Source organism: Ideonella margarita (assembly GCF_038066635.1).
Taxonomy (GTDB): domain Bacteria; phylum Pseudomonadota; class Gammaproteobacteria; order Burkholderiales; family Burkholderiaceae_C; genus Ideonella; species Ideonella margarita.
In genome coordinates, this window is the sequence record NZ_JBBUTI010000004.1 from 1 (window position 1) to 16,306 (window position 16,306).

General features: G+C 60.9%; 15 protein-coding genes and 1 tRNA gene. 9 read left to right on the forward strand and 7 right to left on the reverse strand.

The genetic code is table 11. The features are described 5' to 3' along the window. Positions 1–256: 256 nt before the first annotated feature. The 3 genes from AACH00_RS05355 (at position 257) to AACH00_RS05365 (ending at position 1,972) form a co-directional block, all read left to right on the forward strand. Positions 257–736: a hypothetical protein gene (locus AACH00_RS05355; RefSeq protein ID WP_341398059.1), complete on the forward strand. Its 480-nt coding sequence runs from the start codon at positions 257–259 to the stop codon at positions 734–736. Positions 737–856: 120 nt separating this feature from the next. After that, positions 857–1,252 (forward strand): DUF7674 family protein, encoded by a 396-nt coding sequence (locus AACH00_RS05360; RefSeq protein ID WP_341398060.1) that lies wholly within the window; start codon positions 857–859, stop codon positions 1,250–1,252. A gap of 117 nt (positions 1,253–1,369) precedes the next feature. Further along, entirely contained in the window at positions 1,370–1,972 is a 603-nt protein-coding gene (locus AACH00_RS05365) for a hypothetical protein (RefSeq protein ID WP_341398061.1), read from the forward strand. Positions 1,973–2,863: 891 nt separating this feature from the next. Here AACH00_RS05365 and AACH00_RS05370 read toward each other — a convergent pair. Beyond that, entirely contained in the window at positions 2,864–3,199 is a 336-nt protein-coding gene (locus AACH00_RS05370; RefSeq protein WP_341398062.1) for a hypothetical protein, read from the reverse strand. Between the two features lie 210 nt (positions 3,200–3,409). On the opposite strand from AACH00_RS05370, the gene AACH00_RS05375 reads away from it, so the two are divergent. After that, entirely contained in the window at positions 3,410–3,739 is a 330-nt protein-coding gene (locus tag AACH00_RS05375; RefSeq protein ID WP_341398459.1) for a helix-turn-helix domain-containing protein, read from the forward strand. A gap of 40 nt (positions 3,740–3,779) precedes the next feature. On the opposite strand, the gene AACH00_RS05380 is transcribed toward AACH00_RS05375, so the two are convergent. From AACH00_RS05380 to AACH00_RS05390, 3 genes are all read right to left on the reverse strand, one after another. Then, entirely contained in the window at positions 3,780–4,742 is a 963-nt protein-coding gene (locus AACH00_RS05380) for a recombination directionality factor (RefSeq protein WP_341398063.1), read from the reverse strand. Positions 4,743–4,809: 67 nt separating this feature from the next. Then, complete coding sequence (locus AACH00_RS05385) at positions 4,810–5,811, reverse strand: YqaJ viral recombinase family nuclease (RefSeq protein ID WP_341398064.1); 1,002 nt, start codon at positions 5,809–5,811, stop codon at positions 4,810–4,812. Between the two features lie 99 nt (positions 5,812–5,910). After that, positions 5,911–6,879 (reverse strand): DUF932 domain-containing protein, encoded by a 969-nt coding sequence (locus AACH00_RS05390; protein ID WP_341398065.1) that lies wholly within the window; start codon positions 6,877–6,879, stop codon positions 5,911–5,913. Positions 6,880–7,590: 711 nt separating this feature from the next. Between AACH00_RS05390 and AACH00_RS05395 the strand changes: the two genes are divergently transcribed. Beyond that, positions 7,591–8,643 (forward strand): AAA family ATPase, encoded by a 1,053-nt coding sequence (locus AACH00_RS05395; RefSeq protein ID WP_341398066.1) that lies wholly within the window; start codon positions 7,591–7,593, stop codon positions 8,641–8,643. Beyond that, positions 8,621–11,155, forward strand: a complete 2,535-nt coding sequence (locus tag AACH00_RS05400) for a S8 family peptidase (protein WP_341398067.1) — start codon at positions 8,621–8,623, stop codon at positions 11,153–11,155. The genes AACH00_RS05395 and AACH00_RS05400 overlap by 23 nt, the downstream gene beginning before the upstream one ends. 239 nt (positions 11,156–11,394) lie before the next feature. On the opposite strand, the gene AACH00_RS05405 is transcribed toward AACH00_RS05400, so the two are convergent. Then, positions 11,395–11,484 (reverse strand) — tRNA-Ser (locus tag AACH00_RS05405). Positions 11,485–11,511: 27 nt separating this feature from the next. Further along, positions 11,512–12,333, reverse strand: a complete 822-nt coding sequence (locus AACH00_RS05410; RefSeq protein WP_341398068.1) for a symmetrical bis(5'-nucleosyl)-tetraphosphatase — start codon at positions 12,331–12,333, stop codon at positions 11,512–11,514. 71 nt (positions 12,334–12,404) lie between these two features. Between AACH00_RS05410 and AACH00_RS05415 the strand changes: the two genes are divergently transcribed. Together AACH00_RS05415 and AACH00_RS05420 are read left to right on the forward strand one after the other, a co-directional pair. Further along, the gene (locus tag AACH00_RS05415; protein ID WP_341398069.1) at positions 12,405–13,706 is read left to right on the forward strand and encodes a hemolysin family protein; all 1,302 of its coding nucleotides are present in this window, start codon (positions 12,405–12,407) and stop codon (positions 13,704–13,706) included. Beyond that, positions 13,703–14,461, forward strand: coding sequence for a SapC family protein (locus tag AACH00_RS05420; RefSeq protein WP_341398070.1), 759 nt, complete (start codon positions 13,703–13,705; stop codon positions 14,459–14,461). Before AACH00_RS05415 ends, AACH00_RS05420 begins: the two co-directional genes overlap by 4 nt. Positions 14,462–14,464: 3 nt before the next feature. On the opposite strand, the gene AACH00_RS05425 is transcribed toward AACH00_RS05420, so the two are convergent. After that, the gene (locus AACH00_RS05425) at positions 14,465–15,250 is read right to left on the reverse strand and encodes an IclR family transcriptional regulator (RefSeq protein ID WP_341398071.1); all 786 of its coding nucleotides are present in this window, start codon (positions 15,248–15,250) and stop codon (positions 14,465–14,467) included. Positions 15,251–15,336: 86 nt separating this feature from the next. On the opposite strand from AACH00_RS05425, the gene AACH00_RS05430 reads away from it, so the two are divergent. Beyond that, positions 15,337–16,302, forward strand: coding sequence for an MBL fold metallo-hydrolase (locus AACH00_RS05430; protein ID WP_341398072.1), 966 nt, complete (start codon positions 15,337–15,339; stop codon positions 16,300–16,302). Positions 16,303–16,306: the final 4 nt, after the last annotated feature.

The following is a 16,306-nucleotide window of genomic DNA, read 5'->3' on the forward strand; positions in this document are numbered from 1 at the left end:
GGGTACATCCCACCCGCAGAGGCTGAGGCAAACTACTACCGGCAACTCGCCAGTCAGACTGCCTTGACGGAAGCCTGACTTAACCCAACGGGCCTCCATGAAACCCGGGGCGCTTCAAAGCGCCCAGGATGTCGAGAATGAGGTCTAACCGGGCGCTCGAGTGGACCTGCACCAGCTGGCCGCGCTACGCTCAGCAATCCATCATCGCTTCACGCGGTCAGCTGGTTCCGGCCCCTCAGCTTCAACGTTAGACGTCATGAATGCGCTCCTTCTCCTCCCGGCTCTCTATCTCGCCTGTGTCACGGCGCAGGCAGCGCCGGCGGCAGGATCATTGAAGGTTGCACAGCAGATTGCAGCGAAGCACCCGAAAGTGCGCTGGGACCTCTCAACGTTGGTAGAAGGCGACTTCAATGGCGATCGCAAGACCGACATTGCATTCGCTGGATACAACACGGGAGGTGTCTTGATCGCTGTAAGTCGTGCGACTTCAAGCAAGAAGCCTCGGGCCACGCAGTTCCTTCAGTTTGCAATCAGCCCGTCCATACAAGCCGCAATTTGCGAAGCACCTGCACAACTCCAGGCGGAGAAGCTGCTCTGTTCACCCATGGGCGATCCACTGCCGGGTTGCAAACCTTCCAGGCTGGCTGATTCGCTCTACCTCACCGGCGGGGACTGTGACCCAATCAATCTGTATTGGAGCCACACAACTAACCGAATGGATTGGTGGCGGCTATGACGTCTAACCCGTCGCTCGAGCGGACCTACACCAGCTGGCCGCGCTTCGCTCGGCAGTTCATCGTCGCTTCGCGCGGCCAGCCGGTTCCGGCCCCTCAGCTTCAACGTTAGCCATCCAATCATGATCCAGCAGAGCGACGTCATGGCGCTTCTTGTCGAGGCCGCTCCGGGGTTTTCGCAAGCATGGGCCGAGCATCTGGAGACCTGGGGCAACGACGCCTTGTATGTCGCCGGAGAAGAATTTGCATCTCACCTTCTCCAGCTCTATCAAGCGGGTGACCTTTCAACTCTGCACCTTGTTGGCAAAGCTGTTGAAGAGCTTCACGTCAAGGGGTCCCCTTGGGTCAAGGAGTTCGCGACAATTGGACTGCTCGAGGGAGTTCAGAATGTCTGGGCGAATAGCAATGTCGATCCTGATCGGTTTCTCGCATTTCTCGGCCCTGAGAGCCATCGTTGGTGGGTCGGTCTCAACAAGTTTTGGTCCGGTCAGGCTCCACTAGTTCGAGCAGATGGCTAACCAATCGCTCGAGTGGACCTCCACCAGCTGGCCGCGCTACGCTCGGCAGCTGATCTTCGCTACGCGCGGCCAGCTGGTTCCGGCCCCTCAGCTCGAACGTTAGACCTCACAGTCGCAATGTCTGACTACCTTCCGACCCTCGAAGAAGCCATCTCTGATGTCGGGTACTGGCGCTGGTGGGCAGACGCTCTCCCCGATATCTTCCAAGTCGAATTCGGTGGGGTTCAACTCCACTTTCCACCTCACTCTCCGAACCACCCGCCAAACAGCGTCGTCGCTCTGCGCTTCTTCGAGCCCTCGGTCGTAGCCTTCTTGACTGAACAAGATGCCCAACACGCAACGCAGGACTGGCGGCACGCCCTACACGAAGACAAGGTAGAACCGTTCTCCGTCAACCATGAGCTCTTCACCCTGACCTCCGAAGATGTGCTTCGCGAGGTCGTGTCTGGATGTCGTATCGAGTACGCATATGGGAGCGATATTGGTACAGCCACAGAAGAGACACCAGTGCTGCTCGCTTTTCGCGCACAGGAGGTTGGTTTCGTCGTGAGGGCCAGGCGAATGGTCGTTGTGGCTCAACCTGGAGAGCTTGACTCGGCCCAGATTGTCGCGGCCGCCGGCGATTGGTGGGAGTACTGGCGTGAGTACTGGCGGCGCAGGGAAACCGACGCGCCGCTGCCCAAGGACTACGCGTGCGAAGTCACCATCCCGATCAAGTGAGCCCTCTCAAGTCAGTCGCGCTAAGTAGTTGATTTGTATAGGGGTGTCGTATGCCAGCGACTGACTTTCGGGACGATTTTCGGCGGGGTCGGGCCGATTACTTCGCTAACCGGTCGCTCGAGTGAACCTCCACCAGCTGGCCGCGCTACGCTCGGCCAGCTGGTTCCGGCCCCTCAGCTCCAACGCTAGCGCAGGCGCCTACGGCGATGACCGCTTTGCAGCGCGAAGCGTGCGTTGACCCGAACGACCCGGCTGACTGCAATCGCTGCATTGCCGACACACGGTGTCCGACTGTTCCCACTACGTTCATTGGAGCCACCACACGGTTTGGCGAACCACCTTATGAACTTGAGTACTGTCCTCACAGCCGAGTAAATGTCCTCTTGATGTTTCGTCTCTTCCGGAAAGCGCGCATTGCTTCGAGCGCAAATTTGGCGTGAGCCGAAGCACAGAGCTTCTTGGCCGTAGCGACCTGCGCCGGTGAGCTGGCAGGCAGGCAACGGAGTGCCCTTTCACGGAGGCTCGTAGCAAACTGACCCTCTGCCTAGGATCCAGTTGCCTGATCACAAAGAAAAAAGCAGTGGCACAAACAGGAGCCTTCCGGCCCCTGTCTGCTTCATTGCATTCGCAGGCAGGTCAGCGTGACCTTGGCCATGCTGCGTTGCCATTCTTGTGTCGGCTGCTCTTGGCTTGTCGCTGCGACTGCGATCTCGCCCCCAAAGTACTCTTTGCGAAGTTCTTCGAACATGCAGGTGCAGAGCCCCTTGTCCCGCACAGCTGGTAAGCACTGCGCCACGAAGATTTTCCGCGGAGTAGTGTCTTCATCGCTGCAGCCACCCAAGCAAAGCAGGAGAGCGCTCGCGTAAACGGCTAGACGAGGCGAGGGTGACTTCACTTGAGCACCAGAGCCACGCCAAGAAAGACGCCTGAAAACAATCCGATCAGTTGCGGACCGACTTGCCAGAAGAGCTTGGTACCGATAAGGCTGAAGAAGCCTCCGTTTGTGATGACGACGTCTGGGTGCGCGTAGCGGCGGAATGCATCACCGATGACAGCGAAAACGGTGCCGAGCGCAGCCCCTGCCAAGATGGCAAAAACCTTCATCATGAAACTTGCGCGAAGCACCAGGTGCGAGTTGTTGACTGTGCAGACGAAGATGGCCGTGACGATGGCTGCGATGCCCCAAATGACGGCAGTGGACTTGGTGTTGGTGGTTGAAGTGGTCATGGAACTCTCCCTAGAGTTTTGGTTGGATATGAACCGATGTCTGTGTGACGTGTTCTCTGATCTACGAGCTAATGAGGTGTTTGAGGCTCCTTTTTGGGCGCGGCCAGATCTGGGGTTGGCTCCCCATAGCGCTGCGGGCGCTCCAGTCGAAATGATAATGGGTCTTAAATGCCGTGGATTCAAATGCATCCACTGTCGAGCATCCGCCCTATGGCGGGAGACTCATCGACATCAAAGGCACAGCTGACTCTGCGAGAGGTGTTTGCAAGAAACGTCCGTCTCGCCAGAATTCATCAGGGGCTATCGCAAGAGCGGATGGCTGCTGATGCGTGCCTAGATCGCGCGTTTGTGGGTTCGATGGAAAGAGGGCAGCGAAACATCTCGATCGACAACATCGAGTTGATTGCTGCGGCTGTCGGCCTCCCTGCCCACCAGTTGTTGGATCCCGAACTGCCTGAGCGTGCCGGATACGACGCGACGTTGACACGTGCCCCACGAACGGCGCGCCTGTATGGGTCTAGGCGGACTTCCGGACGCTGAGCCCCTGGAGGTTCCAGCAACCCAGCGTTCGGCTGGGCAGCTACGCGCTTGCGGGCGGCTGCCGATCTGAAAGTTGGGTGCGGTGCGAGTCTTCAGGAAGCCCGGTTGCGCGCATACGCCCAGCCAACTTCACCGCGAGATTGGAGTTGCCTGGTTTGCCGGGTCTTTCGATGCTGGCATCTCCAAGCACTTCGTCTACGTTCCCCGGCGGATAAAACTCTTCGGCGATGGCAGCGCCCTCCTCGGCACTCTCTTCGAAGGATCCATGTGCGAGCCCATCGCGCGCAACTTGGTCTAGCGCGGCCTGCCTGAAACCTGCGACCTCCCGGATTTCCCAATCGGAGTGAGCGGTCGTAATGGTGTCGATCAGTGTGCTGCCACTGCGGACGGTCAGGTCGACGTAGTAGATCGGAGCGCGGTGAGAGAGGGTGGTGGACTTGCCACGAAGCCTCAGCTCAAGCGGCATAGTCGAAAGCCGACCACCTGCCACCGCATGAAAGTAGCGCAACCTGGTTGCGAGCGTCCGGATGCTGTTGAATCCAGTGGTGCGAAGCACGAACGATCCGAGTTCGTCGTCGTCCCCAATTCGCACGTTCAAACGCCCAAATGGCTTGCAGCCACCTGAAGAGAATTCACAGCTATCTGGGGCCGGGCAGAGCATCTGCTGTACGCCGTCCGCCGTGGCTCGTCGGCAGGTTTCTCCATCGCCGACGCACACTGGTCGACCGGACTTGCGATCGAACAAGCTGTAGGCTGCCCGCAGGTTAAGGTCCGGATCGTCGAACAGCAGCCGGATTGGAATCGCGCGTAGTTTTGCGCCAGTTGCTCCTGAGCGAAGGGCCTCATCGACTGGGTGGGAAACCCAGCCGTCTTTGCCCTGCACCTGGCTGGTGACGGTGAATTCATCGTCCTTTTCGGGAAGGCGTTTGCCGCCGCGCTCCACAACGCGGCCGATGGAGATCCGCCCGATGATCGGGGGAGTGAGGGCGAGGCCCTTGAGCATGTTGTTCTCCTTGATGAGGCGAGGCCCGGTGGGTAAAGGGCCATATTGAGGCGCCTGAGATGGTGGGTCAGGGCTGGATGAGGAAGCGTCGGGTACCGGACTTTGTCTTTGCGTAGCTCTGCGCCAACGCCGGATGGTCTTTTGCCAGACGCTCCAGGTCGACGACGCTGCCGTCTTTGCTGCGCTTCCAGCTGACCTCGCCGGTTTCGAACACTGCGCGGCTAGCTTCACCCATCCGCTGCTGAATGCGCTGCTTCAGCAGCGATTCGCGTTCCGCAAAAGCAGAGAGCTGTTGACGCACTGCCAGTAGGTCTGAGAAGGCAGCCGCCATCTCGAACTCCCCACTCAGGTCCAGCGTGTGTCCGAGATCGTTTGGATAAAGCGTACGAAGCGCTAAGTCGGCTGAGTCGGTGCCATCCACTGGGGGTTGTTCGTCGCGTTGCACCCGACCCCAGAACTGTTGTTCTAAGACGATGAGTTGATCGATCATCGTCTCGTTACGTTCGATGCGATGCACCCGCAGCTCCTGGCCACAGATCAGCACAGCAATATCAGCCGCTCGCTTGCCGGTAACGGCCAACTGGTGCATGACCTGCAGCTGGACATATTCCGGCACACCGTCGCGCCACAGCCGGGCACCGTTGAGGCCAGCAGTCTTGCACTCCAGAATCTGGACATCCGGAGCGCCCACAACCTCGCGGTCAAGGTTGGCCAACATCCACGGGTGTTGAGGGTGTTGAAGGACCGCATTCACTTTGCGCACACGGTTTCCTGTGCGTTTGGTGTACTGCGCAGCGACAACCTGTTCCAGCATCGTCCCCCAGTAGAGAGGCGACGAGTCGTCGTTGGGGTCGACTTTCGGCAGGCCGCTGTCCCGTTGGGTCTTCTCCATCCACAACTCCAGTTGGGACTTGTACGGGTTCAGCCCTACCGCGGCAGCTGCGTCAGAGCTGCCAATCCCGGTCTTGCGCACATCCAGCCAGTCTTCTCGACTCAGGTCTTGGGTTTTGACTAGACGAAGGGCGGGGCGCCCCGGAATGGCTCTTTGAGACGTAAGACTTGCATTCATCAGTGTTCTCCTTTCCCGGAAACGGGGCGAAGGTTCCAGAAAGCACAAAGCCCCCGCTCTGCCGAAAGGCCGGGCGGGGGCTTATGCGGCAGCGCGTGCTCAGGCGACCAACTGCAGAGCGTGATCGAGAGCTCGCTGTTTGAGGTTGGCGCCTTGGCCAAACCAGGCACTGTCGAGCCGGTATTCCTGGCTGCGTGCGCGGCGCTCATGGTCGACGTACTCGGTGACAGCATTGAGCAGACCCCAGGCTGTACCGTTGGCGGAGCTCAGATCGGAGCCCTTGCCCTCGCCAGCGTAGAGCGCCTGGACGCGCTTCAGGGCCCGCTCGTTGGTCATGCGAGCTGCGGAGTCGTTGTGACCATCGTTTTGACACAGGACCTTCAGGAAGTAGTTCAATGACTCGTGGGTCTTTACCTTCCGCTCCGAAAGCGTCTTCATGCGGTACATGAAGCTGTCCCATTGCATGACTGCCACGCCAAGCTGCTTCTTGACCGCCAACGGATCGAAGCTGGTGCTGTGTGGCACTTTGATCGCGCTGCTAGCGCCGCTGAGTGCGACCGTGAGCGTGTTATTGCAGACGACCCGGACAGTTGTGGGCGTAGCGGTCGTTGCCAAAGTGCCGTCGCAGGAGGTTGCCAGTAGCAGGTAGCCGTTGACTGTGTCGCAGCCCTTGATCGAGGTGGACTTCCCCGTTCGGGCAAGCGCCCAAAACTTGCGGCCCGCCTTCAGCACGCCGGCGGTTTCCAGCTCAAAGCCCGAAACCTCGGTGAGATCTCGGTAGAACTCCAGCACCTCACGCGGCTGAACGATCTGGTACCGATTGCTAACGACAGACAGTGCCGTCTTGGTGTCGCTGCGGTAAAGCACCTTCTGATCGTCGAAATTCATGATCGCGCCGAGAGCGCCTGCTTGGTCTGCCAGGTAACGAACTGGCGATTCGCAGATTGACCAGTTCATGCCGGCTTTCTCGGCCCAGACATCGATCGATTGATGCTTGGGAAGTTCATTGCCGAGGCCATGCCACGGCGTCGCGCCGACGTAGGCCATTTGTTGTACGAGGTGAGCCATTTGGTTCTCCTTTGGAGTGAAAGCTAAACAGAGGGGATCGGTCGCGCGGCAGATTCGCTACGCACGGCTGGTTGAGATGGAGGTGGCGAGCCCGATAGGGCAGTCAGCCGGTCAGCTCGTACCCGCAGGACGGGCAGCGGTATCGGCAGAGGACAAGCTCATCGACGGCGTCCCCCAGACATGCGCCTAGTGACATTCCGCTCAACGTAGCGACGACGACGTCCTTTGCGCCGAGGCCTGCTCTGCAAGCAAGAGCAAGGCTTGCGGCACATCCGGCGGCTGAGGCGATTCGGCGCGCGACGGGTCTCTGACGCATGTCTGCAGCGCGACAGCGCGGGCAGGGAGGTGTCATTGGCGGCCGCTCCAGAGCGACGGCGGTACGCGGCCCCAACGCATGACGCTGGTCAGCAAGACTGTAGACAGGCAGCCGAGGCCAAAACAGATGAGAAACGCCCGGAGGTGGGCGCCCGGGGAAGGGTACGGTGGCATGAATGACCTCCAGGTCAGGTTGCGTGCGGACGGCAAAAAGGCCAGGGGATTGCTCCGCCTGGCCTTTGTTTTGTTGACAGCGATTCGTCGCTGTCAGGGAGGTCATATGTGGTTGAAAAGATCTACAACATGAGGCCGGTACGCGAGGGTCGATGCGCGACAATCGGCTGTCTAAGCATCTAGTCAAATCTCTGCGGCGTTCATCGTAGAAGCGGGGCCATCGTGGCAAGTTCGGAACAGCTCAAAGCGCTTATCAAGTCGCATATCAGTCGCGATGATGGACACTTCCTGTCCGTCGCGATGCAGGTTGCCGCGCATGAAGCCAAGCTGGGCCATGGGAAGCTAGCCGAGGAACTGCGTGGCTTAATCGACGCAGCGAAGAATCGCCTTGGGCAAGACGGTTCGGGCAAATTGGTGCCAATAGCGGGTGCTTTGCAGAGTGGCACCAAATCTCGCGGTGAACTCGCCAGCCTATTGACGGTGTCCTACCCCGCCAATAGGCTGAGTGACATGGTGCTGGATGACCAAGCGTCACAGCAGCTTGCCCGAATCATCAAAGAGCAGCGCATGCTCGCCCGGATAAGGGAGCATGGGCTCTCCCCGCGCAGGAAGCTTCTGTTGGTTGGGCCACCTGGCACAGGCAAGACGATGACGGCATCTGCCTTGGCCGGCGAGCTGGGCATCCCACTGTTTCTAGTCCGGCTGGATTCGCTCATCACGAAGTTCATGGGCGAGACGGCCGCTAAGCTACGCCAGGTTTTTGATGCCATCGCCGACATCCGCGGTGTCTATTTCTTCGATGAGTTTGATGCCATCGGCTCGCAGCGCGGCGCTGCTAACGATGTCGGCGAGATCCGGCGTGTGCTGAACAGCTTCCTTCAGATGATCGAGCACGATCAATCCAATAGCCTGATCGTCGCGGCAACCAACCACCCGGAAGTCCTCGACTACGCGCTGTTCCGGCGTTTCGACGATGTGCTGGAGTACCACCTGCCCACGCCAGTGCAAGCGCTTGATCTGATCAGATCGCGCCTTGGCTCATTTGCTCCCAGGCCGTTCAAGAAAGACGGCCTGGTGGAGCAAGCGCAAGGGCTGAGCTACGCGGAGATTTGTCGTGCTGTCGATGAGTCCATTAAGGACGCGATCATGCATGACCAAACCAAAGTGCAACGAGCCGAGCTTGGGCGCGCGTTAGGGGAACGCCGCCTCATAAGTACAAAGCTTGCTCAAAACAACAAGCACCTGTCAAACCATGCCGGATCAAGTCAACGATAAGCGCCGTCACCTCCTACTCAAAAAGACTTCCGAAGCGAAGCCATACAAGGCTCACAAGCCAAATGGCAGTAAGAAAGTTGCTCTTCCCGATTTAGATCGGGCTCAGCACGGCGGAGCGCTGAACGCGCAACTGCAAGATCTCAGGCCGTTGGCTGCGGCCGCTAAGGAACGCCAGAAAGAGATCGGCCTAGAAGCAGGGCTTGGCATCCAAATCCAATTTTTGTCTCGGCCAGACGCCGACTTGGCGTTTGCAAAGCTAGCCTCTGAAGCCAAGCACAAAGGCATTGAGTTGCTGAGTGTCCAAGAGGTCGACGGCAAGGCCGTAATGGCCAATGTCTTCGTTCCAGATGGACAGCTTCAGCATTTTGAGAAGCTTGTTGCCGACTACCTCAACGAGAAGAAGACAGAGGGAGGCGTTGCTCGCGACAACAAGAAGCTTCTGAACACCATCGGCGGCATTCGCGCTTCTGTGTTGAAAGGCTTGTGGATGGATGCGCCAGAGCTGCTGCCTGCTGATCTGGATGAGCAGTTCTGGTGGGAAGTTTGGCTTCGCCGCACAAAGGGTGACGCCGGGCACTACCTCCGTGATTTCCGGCGTATCGCGGCGTTAGCTGAATGCCAAGTGAGTGATGCTGTCGTTGAGTTCCCAGAGCGCTCAATTGTCGTGATGTACGGCTCCCAACAGCAATTGGCACAGTCCGTGATGCTATTGAACTGCGTGGCGGAATTGCGTCGAGCAAAAGATTCGGCAGCCTTTTTTGTGGGCCTGGACATTCCTCAACAGCGCGAATGGGCCGCTGACCTCGCAGAGCGGCTGCGTATTCCACCCGACATTGACGAGGTACCGCGTGTCTGTCTCCTTGATACGGGGGTCAATCGAGCACACCCGTTGCTTGCGCCTTTGATGGATCAGGCAGATATTCACACCGTCAATGCCGCTTGGGGGGCGCACGACCAAGCAAATCACGGCACTGGTCTCGCGGGGCTGGTTGCCTACGGCGACCTGCACGAGCATTTGGCCTCAACTCAACCTGTTCAGATTGGCCACCGTCTGGAGTCTGTCAAGCTGACGCCGAATCAAGGGGCAAATGCAGGGGATGACAAGCATCACGCGCGATTGTTCATCGATGCCGTTACTTTGCCCGAGGCGCGTTTTGGCGAGCGCAAGAGGGTATTCACTTCGGCGGTTACAGCCACCGATTACCGCGACTTTGGCCGCCCCTCAGCTTGGTCTTCCACCGTCGACGCGCTTGCAGCTGACTCACTCGGCGAGGGTGCGTTCCCCCGGCTCTTTGTACTCTCAGCTGGCAACACCGGCGATCCAAATCACTGGATTCAATATCCGGCGAGCGTGACCCTTAACCAAATCCATGATCCTGGCCAATCTTGGAATGCCCTGACAGTTGGTGCGTTTAGCACCAAGATCAACTTGAACGAGCCGAACGCTGCTGCGTTCACGCCGATTGCGCCAGAGGGCGCGTTGAGCCCGTTCACCACCACCTCTTCTCAGTGGACGAATAGAGCATGGCCGCTGAAGCCTGATGTGGTCTTTGAGGGCGGCAACGCTGCGACAGATGGCATTAATGTTGACAACTTTGCCAGCCTGGAACTGTTGACAACCAACAATCAGCCGTTGACCAGGCTGTTCTGGACGACGAACGCCACCAGTGCTGCCTCGGCGTTGTGCGCCCGGATGGCCGCACAGATCATGGCTGCCTACCCGCAACTCCGTCCCGAGACGGTGCGCGCGTTGATTGTGAGTTCAGCCGAATGGACTGAAGCCATGCTGCAGATGTTCCCGGCTCAGGGGGCGCAGCGAACCAAGCAGGAAAGCTTGGGGCTCATCAAGCACTGTGGATGGGGTGTTCCGAACTTGGACCGGGCACTTTGGAGTGCCGGGAATTCGCTCTCGCTCGTGATTGAAGATCAGCTCAACCCCTATTTTAAAGACGGCAGCATCATCAAGACGAGGGAGATGAACTTTCATGCCTTGCCGTGGCCTCTTGAACAGCTGGAGGCGCTGCAGGACACTCAAGTTGAAATGCGAGTGACGCTTTCTTACTTCATCGAACCCAATCCATCCGCTCGCGGAAGCACTTCCAAGTACCACTACCCTTCCCACCGTCTACGCTTTGCAGTTAGGCGTCCCTTGGAGTCAGTCGAGAACTTTCAGGCTCGGATCAATGCAGCCACCGTGCGAGAGGAGGACGGAGATGTTGCCTCCCCTGCTGACCCCGAATGGCTGCTGGGAGAGGGGCTTCGTCATCGCGGTTCGCTGCATCGCGACATCTGGCGAGGCAGTGCGGCAGACCTTGCAAGTCGTGGTTTCATCGGGGTGTATCCCGCCAACGGCTGGTGGCGAACTCGGCAGGCGCAGGAGAGATATGGCTTGCCGGCGCGTTACAGCCTCATTGTGTCCATCCACACACCTGGGGTGGACGTTGACCTCTATACGCCAATCGAGCAGCTCATTGCGGCTCAGGTTGCCGTACCCGTGATCGTCAATACCTGACGTGTTGACGATGATCCTGAACTGGCCCGGTCCAGTCCGTTGCGCTTAGCGCATTGGATCAAGCTCGTCATGGCCACGGCGACTCGTGTCGGAATTCGGCTCGACGGCTAAAAAACCTGGTCTGTTAAATCAGGTTTTCGGCGCCGATTGGCAGTTGCTGCAATGGCACCCCGCGATGGTAGAAGCGATGGTAGGACTGGTGCGAGAATTCGCAGGGAGCCCTGCCAAATCGAGCTTCTTGGCGGAGACGGTGAGATTCGAACTCACGGAGGGGATCAACCCTCGACGGTTTTCAAGACCGTTGCCTTAAACCGCTCGGCCACGTCTCCAGCGGAAGCGCCAGATTATGCCTTGGCTCAGCCCGGTTTTTGCGCCTGGCTGCACTGAACCTGCGTCACCTCTCGGCGCCCGCCGTCCACGCGCACGGCGGTGAGCTGGCCGCCCCACACGCAGCCGGTGTCCAGCGAGAGCAGGTCAGGGCGGTTGATCAGGCCGAGCGTCGACCAGTGGCCGAACGCAATGGGCTGGCCCGCGCTGCGGCGCCCGGGCTGCGAAAACCACGGCGCGAAGCCGGCTGGTGCGCCGTCGCTGCCGTCTTTCGTGGCGAACTCCAGCGTGCCGTCAGCGGCGCAGAAGCGGATGCGCGTCAGCACGTTGATGATGAAGCGCCAGCGCGCCGGCCCTTCCAGGTCGTCGCTCCAGCGGTTGGGCTCGTTGCCGTACATCACCTGCAGGAACTCGTGCAGGTTGTCGCTGCGCAACATTGTTTCCACTTCGCCTGCCAGGGCCAGGGTGGTGGTGGTGTCCCATTGCGGCACGACGCCGGCATGAACGGTCAGCCAGCCTTCGGCCATGTCGGCCAGCTTGCGGTGGCGCAGCCAGTCCAGCCAGGCCTCGCGCTGCGGGTGGTTGAGGATGGGGTCGAGCGTGTCGCTGCGGTGCGGCTTGCGCACGCCGGCCGCCACCGCCAGCAGGTGCAGGTCGTGGTTGCCCAGCAGGCAGGTGACGGCGTCGCCGAAGCTGCGCAGCCGCTCCAGGGTCTCGAGTGAGCTGGGGCCGCGGTTGACGAGGTCGCCCAGCACATGGAGGCGATCACGCGATGGCGAGAAGTCGATCTCGGCGAGCAGGCGGTTGAGCGGATCACAACAGCCCTGCAGGTCTCCGATAAGGTAGTGCATGGCTGGATTCTGCTACGCTCTGGCCTCGATTTTGCTCACATTCGCGACGCGGACAACTGCGGTCGCCTCTCATGGACGTTGCTCTACTTGTATTCCTGATTCTCCTCAACGCTGTCTTTGCGATGTCGGAAATGGCCCTGTCGGCCAGCCGCAAAGCCAGATTGCAAGTCATGCTGGAGGCCGGGGAGCGGGGCGCGCAGACAGCGCTGGACCTGCACGAGAACCCCACCAAGTTCCTGTCGACCGTGCAGATCGGCATCACGTCCATCGGCGTGCTGAACGGCATCGTCGGTGATGCCGCCTTCTCCGGCCCGCTGTCGGAATGGTTCCAGCGCAACATCAACGCCTCGCCTGAGGTGGCCAAGGTCAGTGCCACCGCGGTGGTGGTCATCATCATCACGGTGCTGAGCATCATCTTCGGCGAGCTGGTGCCCAAGCGCCTCGGCCAGATGTACCCGGAAACCGTGGCCCGCCTGGTGGCGCAGCCGATGGAGTGGCTGTCGATCGCCACGCGTCCGCTGGTGGTGCTGCTGTCGGTCAGCACCGAGGGCATCCTGCGCCTGCTGGGCATCAAGGGTGGCCCGAGCCGCAGCGTGACGGAAGAAGAGATTGCCGCCAGCCTGGAAGAAGGTCTGGACGCCGGCGTGATCGAGGCGCAGGAGCACCAGATGGTGCGCAATGTGTTCCGTCTCGATGACCGCCAGATCGGCTCGATGATGATTCCGCGCGCGGAAATCTGCTGGATCGATGCCAACGCCTCGATGGCCGAAGTGCTGCACGTGGTGGCGGCCGAAGAGCATTCGCGCTACCCGGTGTGCCGTGGCGGCCTGGACGACGTGATCGGCGTGGTGGCGGCCCACAGCCTGCTCAAGCCGATGTCGGAAAACCCCGCCAGCCTGCTGACCGAGCACATCACCCCGCCGGTGTTCGTGCCTGAAACGCTGTCGGGCATGGAGTTGCTGGAGCACTTCAAGACCTCCGGCGCCGAGCTGGTTTTCGTGGTGGACGAGTACGGCGCCGTGCAGGGTGTGATCACCGTGCGCGACGTGCTCGAGGCCATCACTGGTGAATTTGGCACTCCGTCTGACGAAGACGCGTGGGCCGTGCAACGTGACGACGGCTCCTGGCTGGTGGATGGTCTCATCCCCGTGCCTGAGCTGAAGGACCGGCTTGCGCTGAAGGAATTGCCCGAGGAAGACCGCGGGCGCTACAACACCCTGGCCGGCATGATCATGCTGTTGCTGGGCCGGCTGCCTGCGATCACCGACAAGGTGGAGTGGGGTGGCTGGCGCTTCGAGGTGGTGGACCTCGATGGCAAGCGCGTCGATAAAGTGCTTGCCATGCCCTTGATGGAATCTGGAGACCCCAATTGATCAACCCTGAACTGCACAAACAACCTGTCGCCCTGGACCGCGAGAAGCATCGCAACCTGAAGGTCCGCACCGAGCTGAGCAATCTGCAAGCCGCTGCCGGCCTGAACGCCTTCTTTGTCACCGCGGCTGAATTTGCCGACGCGTGCAAGGAATACCCGATCCTGTTCCTCGGCGCAGGCAAGGACGAGCAGGGCCAGGAACAGGTGGCTCCGGTCGCCGTGTTCGGTGTCACCCAGGGTGAAAACCTGTTCCTGAAGGCCGATGGCCGCTGGGACGCGTTCTACATTCCGGCCGTGCTGCGGGCCTACCCGTTCACGATGGCGCGCATCGAGGAAGACCGCTATGCGGTGTGCTTCGACGGTGCCTGGAGTGGCATGTCGGAAACCGAAGGCAAGCCGCTGTTCGACGACAAGGGCGAACCCACGCCGCTGCTGAACGAAGTGCGCCAGTTCGTGGAACAACTCGAAGTTGAAATCGAGCGCACCCGCCTGGCCGGCCAACGCCTGATGGCGCTGAAGCTGCTGGCGCCCAAGCGCTTCGAAGCCACGCTGCCGAACGGCGAGCCGATGTCGGTGGACGGCTTCTTCGCCGTCGACGAAGAGCGCCTGAACGCCCTGACCGATGCCGAAATCCTGGAGCTGCATCGCAACGGCCTGATGGGCCTGCTGCAAGCGCACCAGATCTCGATGGGCAACATGCGCCGCCTGCTGGACCGCCGCTTGGCTGCCCAGGCTGCCGTGGCCGCCAACGCCTGATCTTCAGGCCCGAGCCCGCCAACCCAGGCGGGCTGACAAGGCTGCGGCTTCCTGCTGCAGCAGGCCCGGAATGGCGCCACCCTCGCGGGATGCGAGCGTGGCGCCCGGGCCGATCAAGGTCAAGCTCAAGACCAGCTCGCCCTGTGCATCGCGCACCGGTGCTGCGAGCGCGCTCACGCCGTTGACCACGGTGTCGTCCACCCGGGCCATGTCGCTCTGGCGGATCGCTTCCAGTTCCGCGGACAAACTGCTTTGGACCTGACGGGCCGTCTTCGGCCCCAGCGTGCGCTGCAGCACCTCGGTGGGCAGCAGCGCGGCAAACAGCCGGCCAGTGGCGGTTTCGCTCACGCCCATCACCGTGCCGTGGCGCATGGCCACATGCACGGGCGTGGGCGCATGGGCAAGGCGCACCAGCGTGGCACCCTGATTGCCCCACACGGCCAGCGCCGCGGTCATCAGCGTCTGCTCGGCCAGCCGCTCGATGACCGGGGTGGCCCAGCGCACAGGGTCGACCTGCTGCAGGCCGATCCAGCCCATCTGCAGGGCCAGCGGGCCGAGGCCGTAGCGCCCGCTGTCGAGGTCTTGCTCCACCAGCCCGACCTTCTGGAAGCTCACCAGATACGGGTGCGCCTTGGCCGGTGCCATGCCGGCGCAGCGTGCCAGCTCCGTCAACGGCAGCGCGCGGCCCTCGTTCACCAGGGCGTGCAGCAGCTGTCCGCCAACCTCGATGCTCTGGATGCCACGCGGCGCGCGGGATAGGGTGGGCGGGGTGTCAGGAAGGCCAGTCATGGGAGGAGTCCGGGTTTATACGCTAACGAACGAATTAGACATTAACTAATCTTCGGCCAGCTTTCAATCAGGAACCGGAGCACGTGATGAGCAGCAAGACCTTTGCCTCGCAGGCAGACCTGGAAGAGAAAAAGGTGAGCTTCACCCAGCTCTCGGCGCATGCCTGGGCCTATACCGCCGAAGGTGACCCGAACACCGGCATCGTGATCGGCGACGACGCGGTGATGGTGATCGACACCCAGGCCACGCCGGTGATGGCGCAAGACGTGATCCGGCGCATCCGCGAGGTGACGGACAAGCCCATCAAGTACGTGACGCTCAGCCATTACCACGCGGTGCGGGTGCTGGGCGCGTCGGCCTACAAGGCTGAAGGCTGCGAGCATGTGATCGCCAGCCAGGACACCTACGATCTGATCGTGCAGCGCGGCGAGCAGGACAAGGCCAGCGAGATCGGCCGCTTCCCGCGCCTGTTCCAGGCCGTGGACAGCGTGCCGGACGGCCTGACCTGGCCCACGCTCACCTTCACCGGCAAGATGACGCTGTGGCTGGGCAAGCTGGAGGTGCAACTGCTGCAACTCGGTCGTGGCCACACCAAGGGCGACACGGTGGTCTGGCTGCCGAAAGACAAGGTGCTGTTCTCGGGCGATCTGGTGGAGTTTGACGCCACTCCTTACGCGGGCGACGCCTACTTCCAGGATTGGCCGGCCACGCTCGACAACCTCGCCGCCCTGGCGCCTGACAAGCTGGTGCCCGGCCGCGGCCCGGCACTCACCACGCCCGACGATGTGCGCGCCGGCCTGGAAGGCACGCGGGCCTTCGTCAGCGCGCTGTACGCCAGCGTGCAGGCCGGCGCGAAGCAGGGCATGCCGCTGCGCCAGGTGTACGAGGCCACGATGGCCGCGCTGGCGCCCGAGTACGGCCACTGGGTCATCTTCAAGCACTGCATGCCGTTTGATGTGACTCGTGCCTACGACGAAGCCACCGGCTACCCCGAACCTCGCATCTGGACCGCCGAGCGCGACATCGAGATGTGGCGCGCCCTCGAAGGCTGAAGGC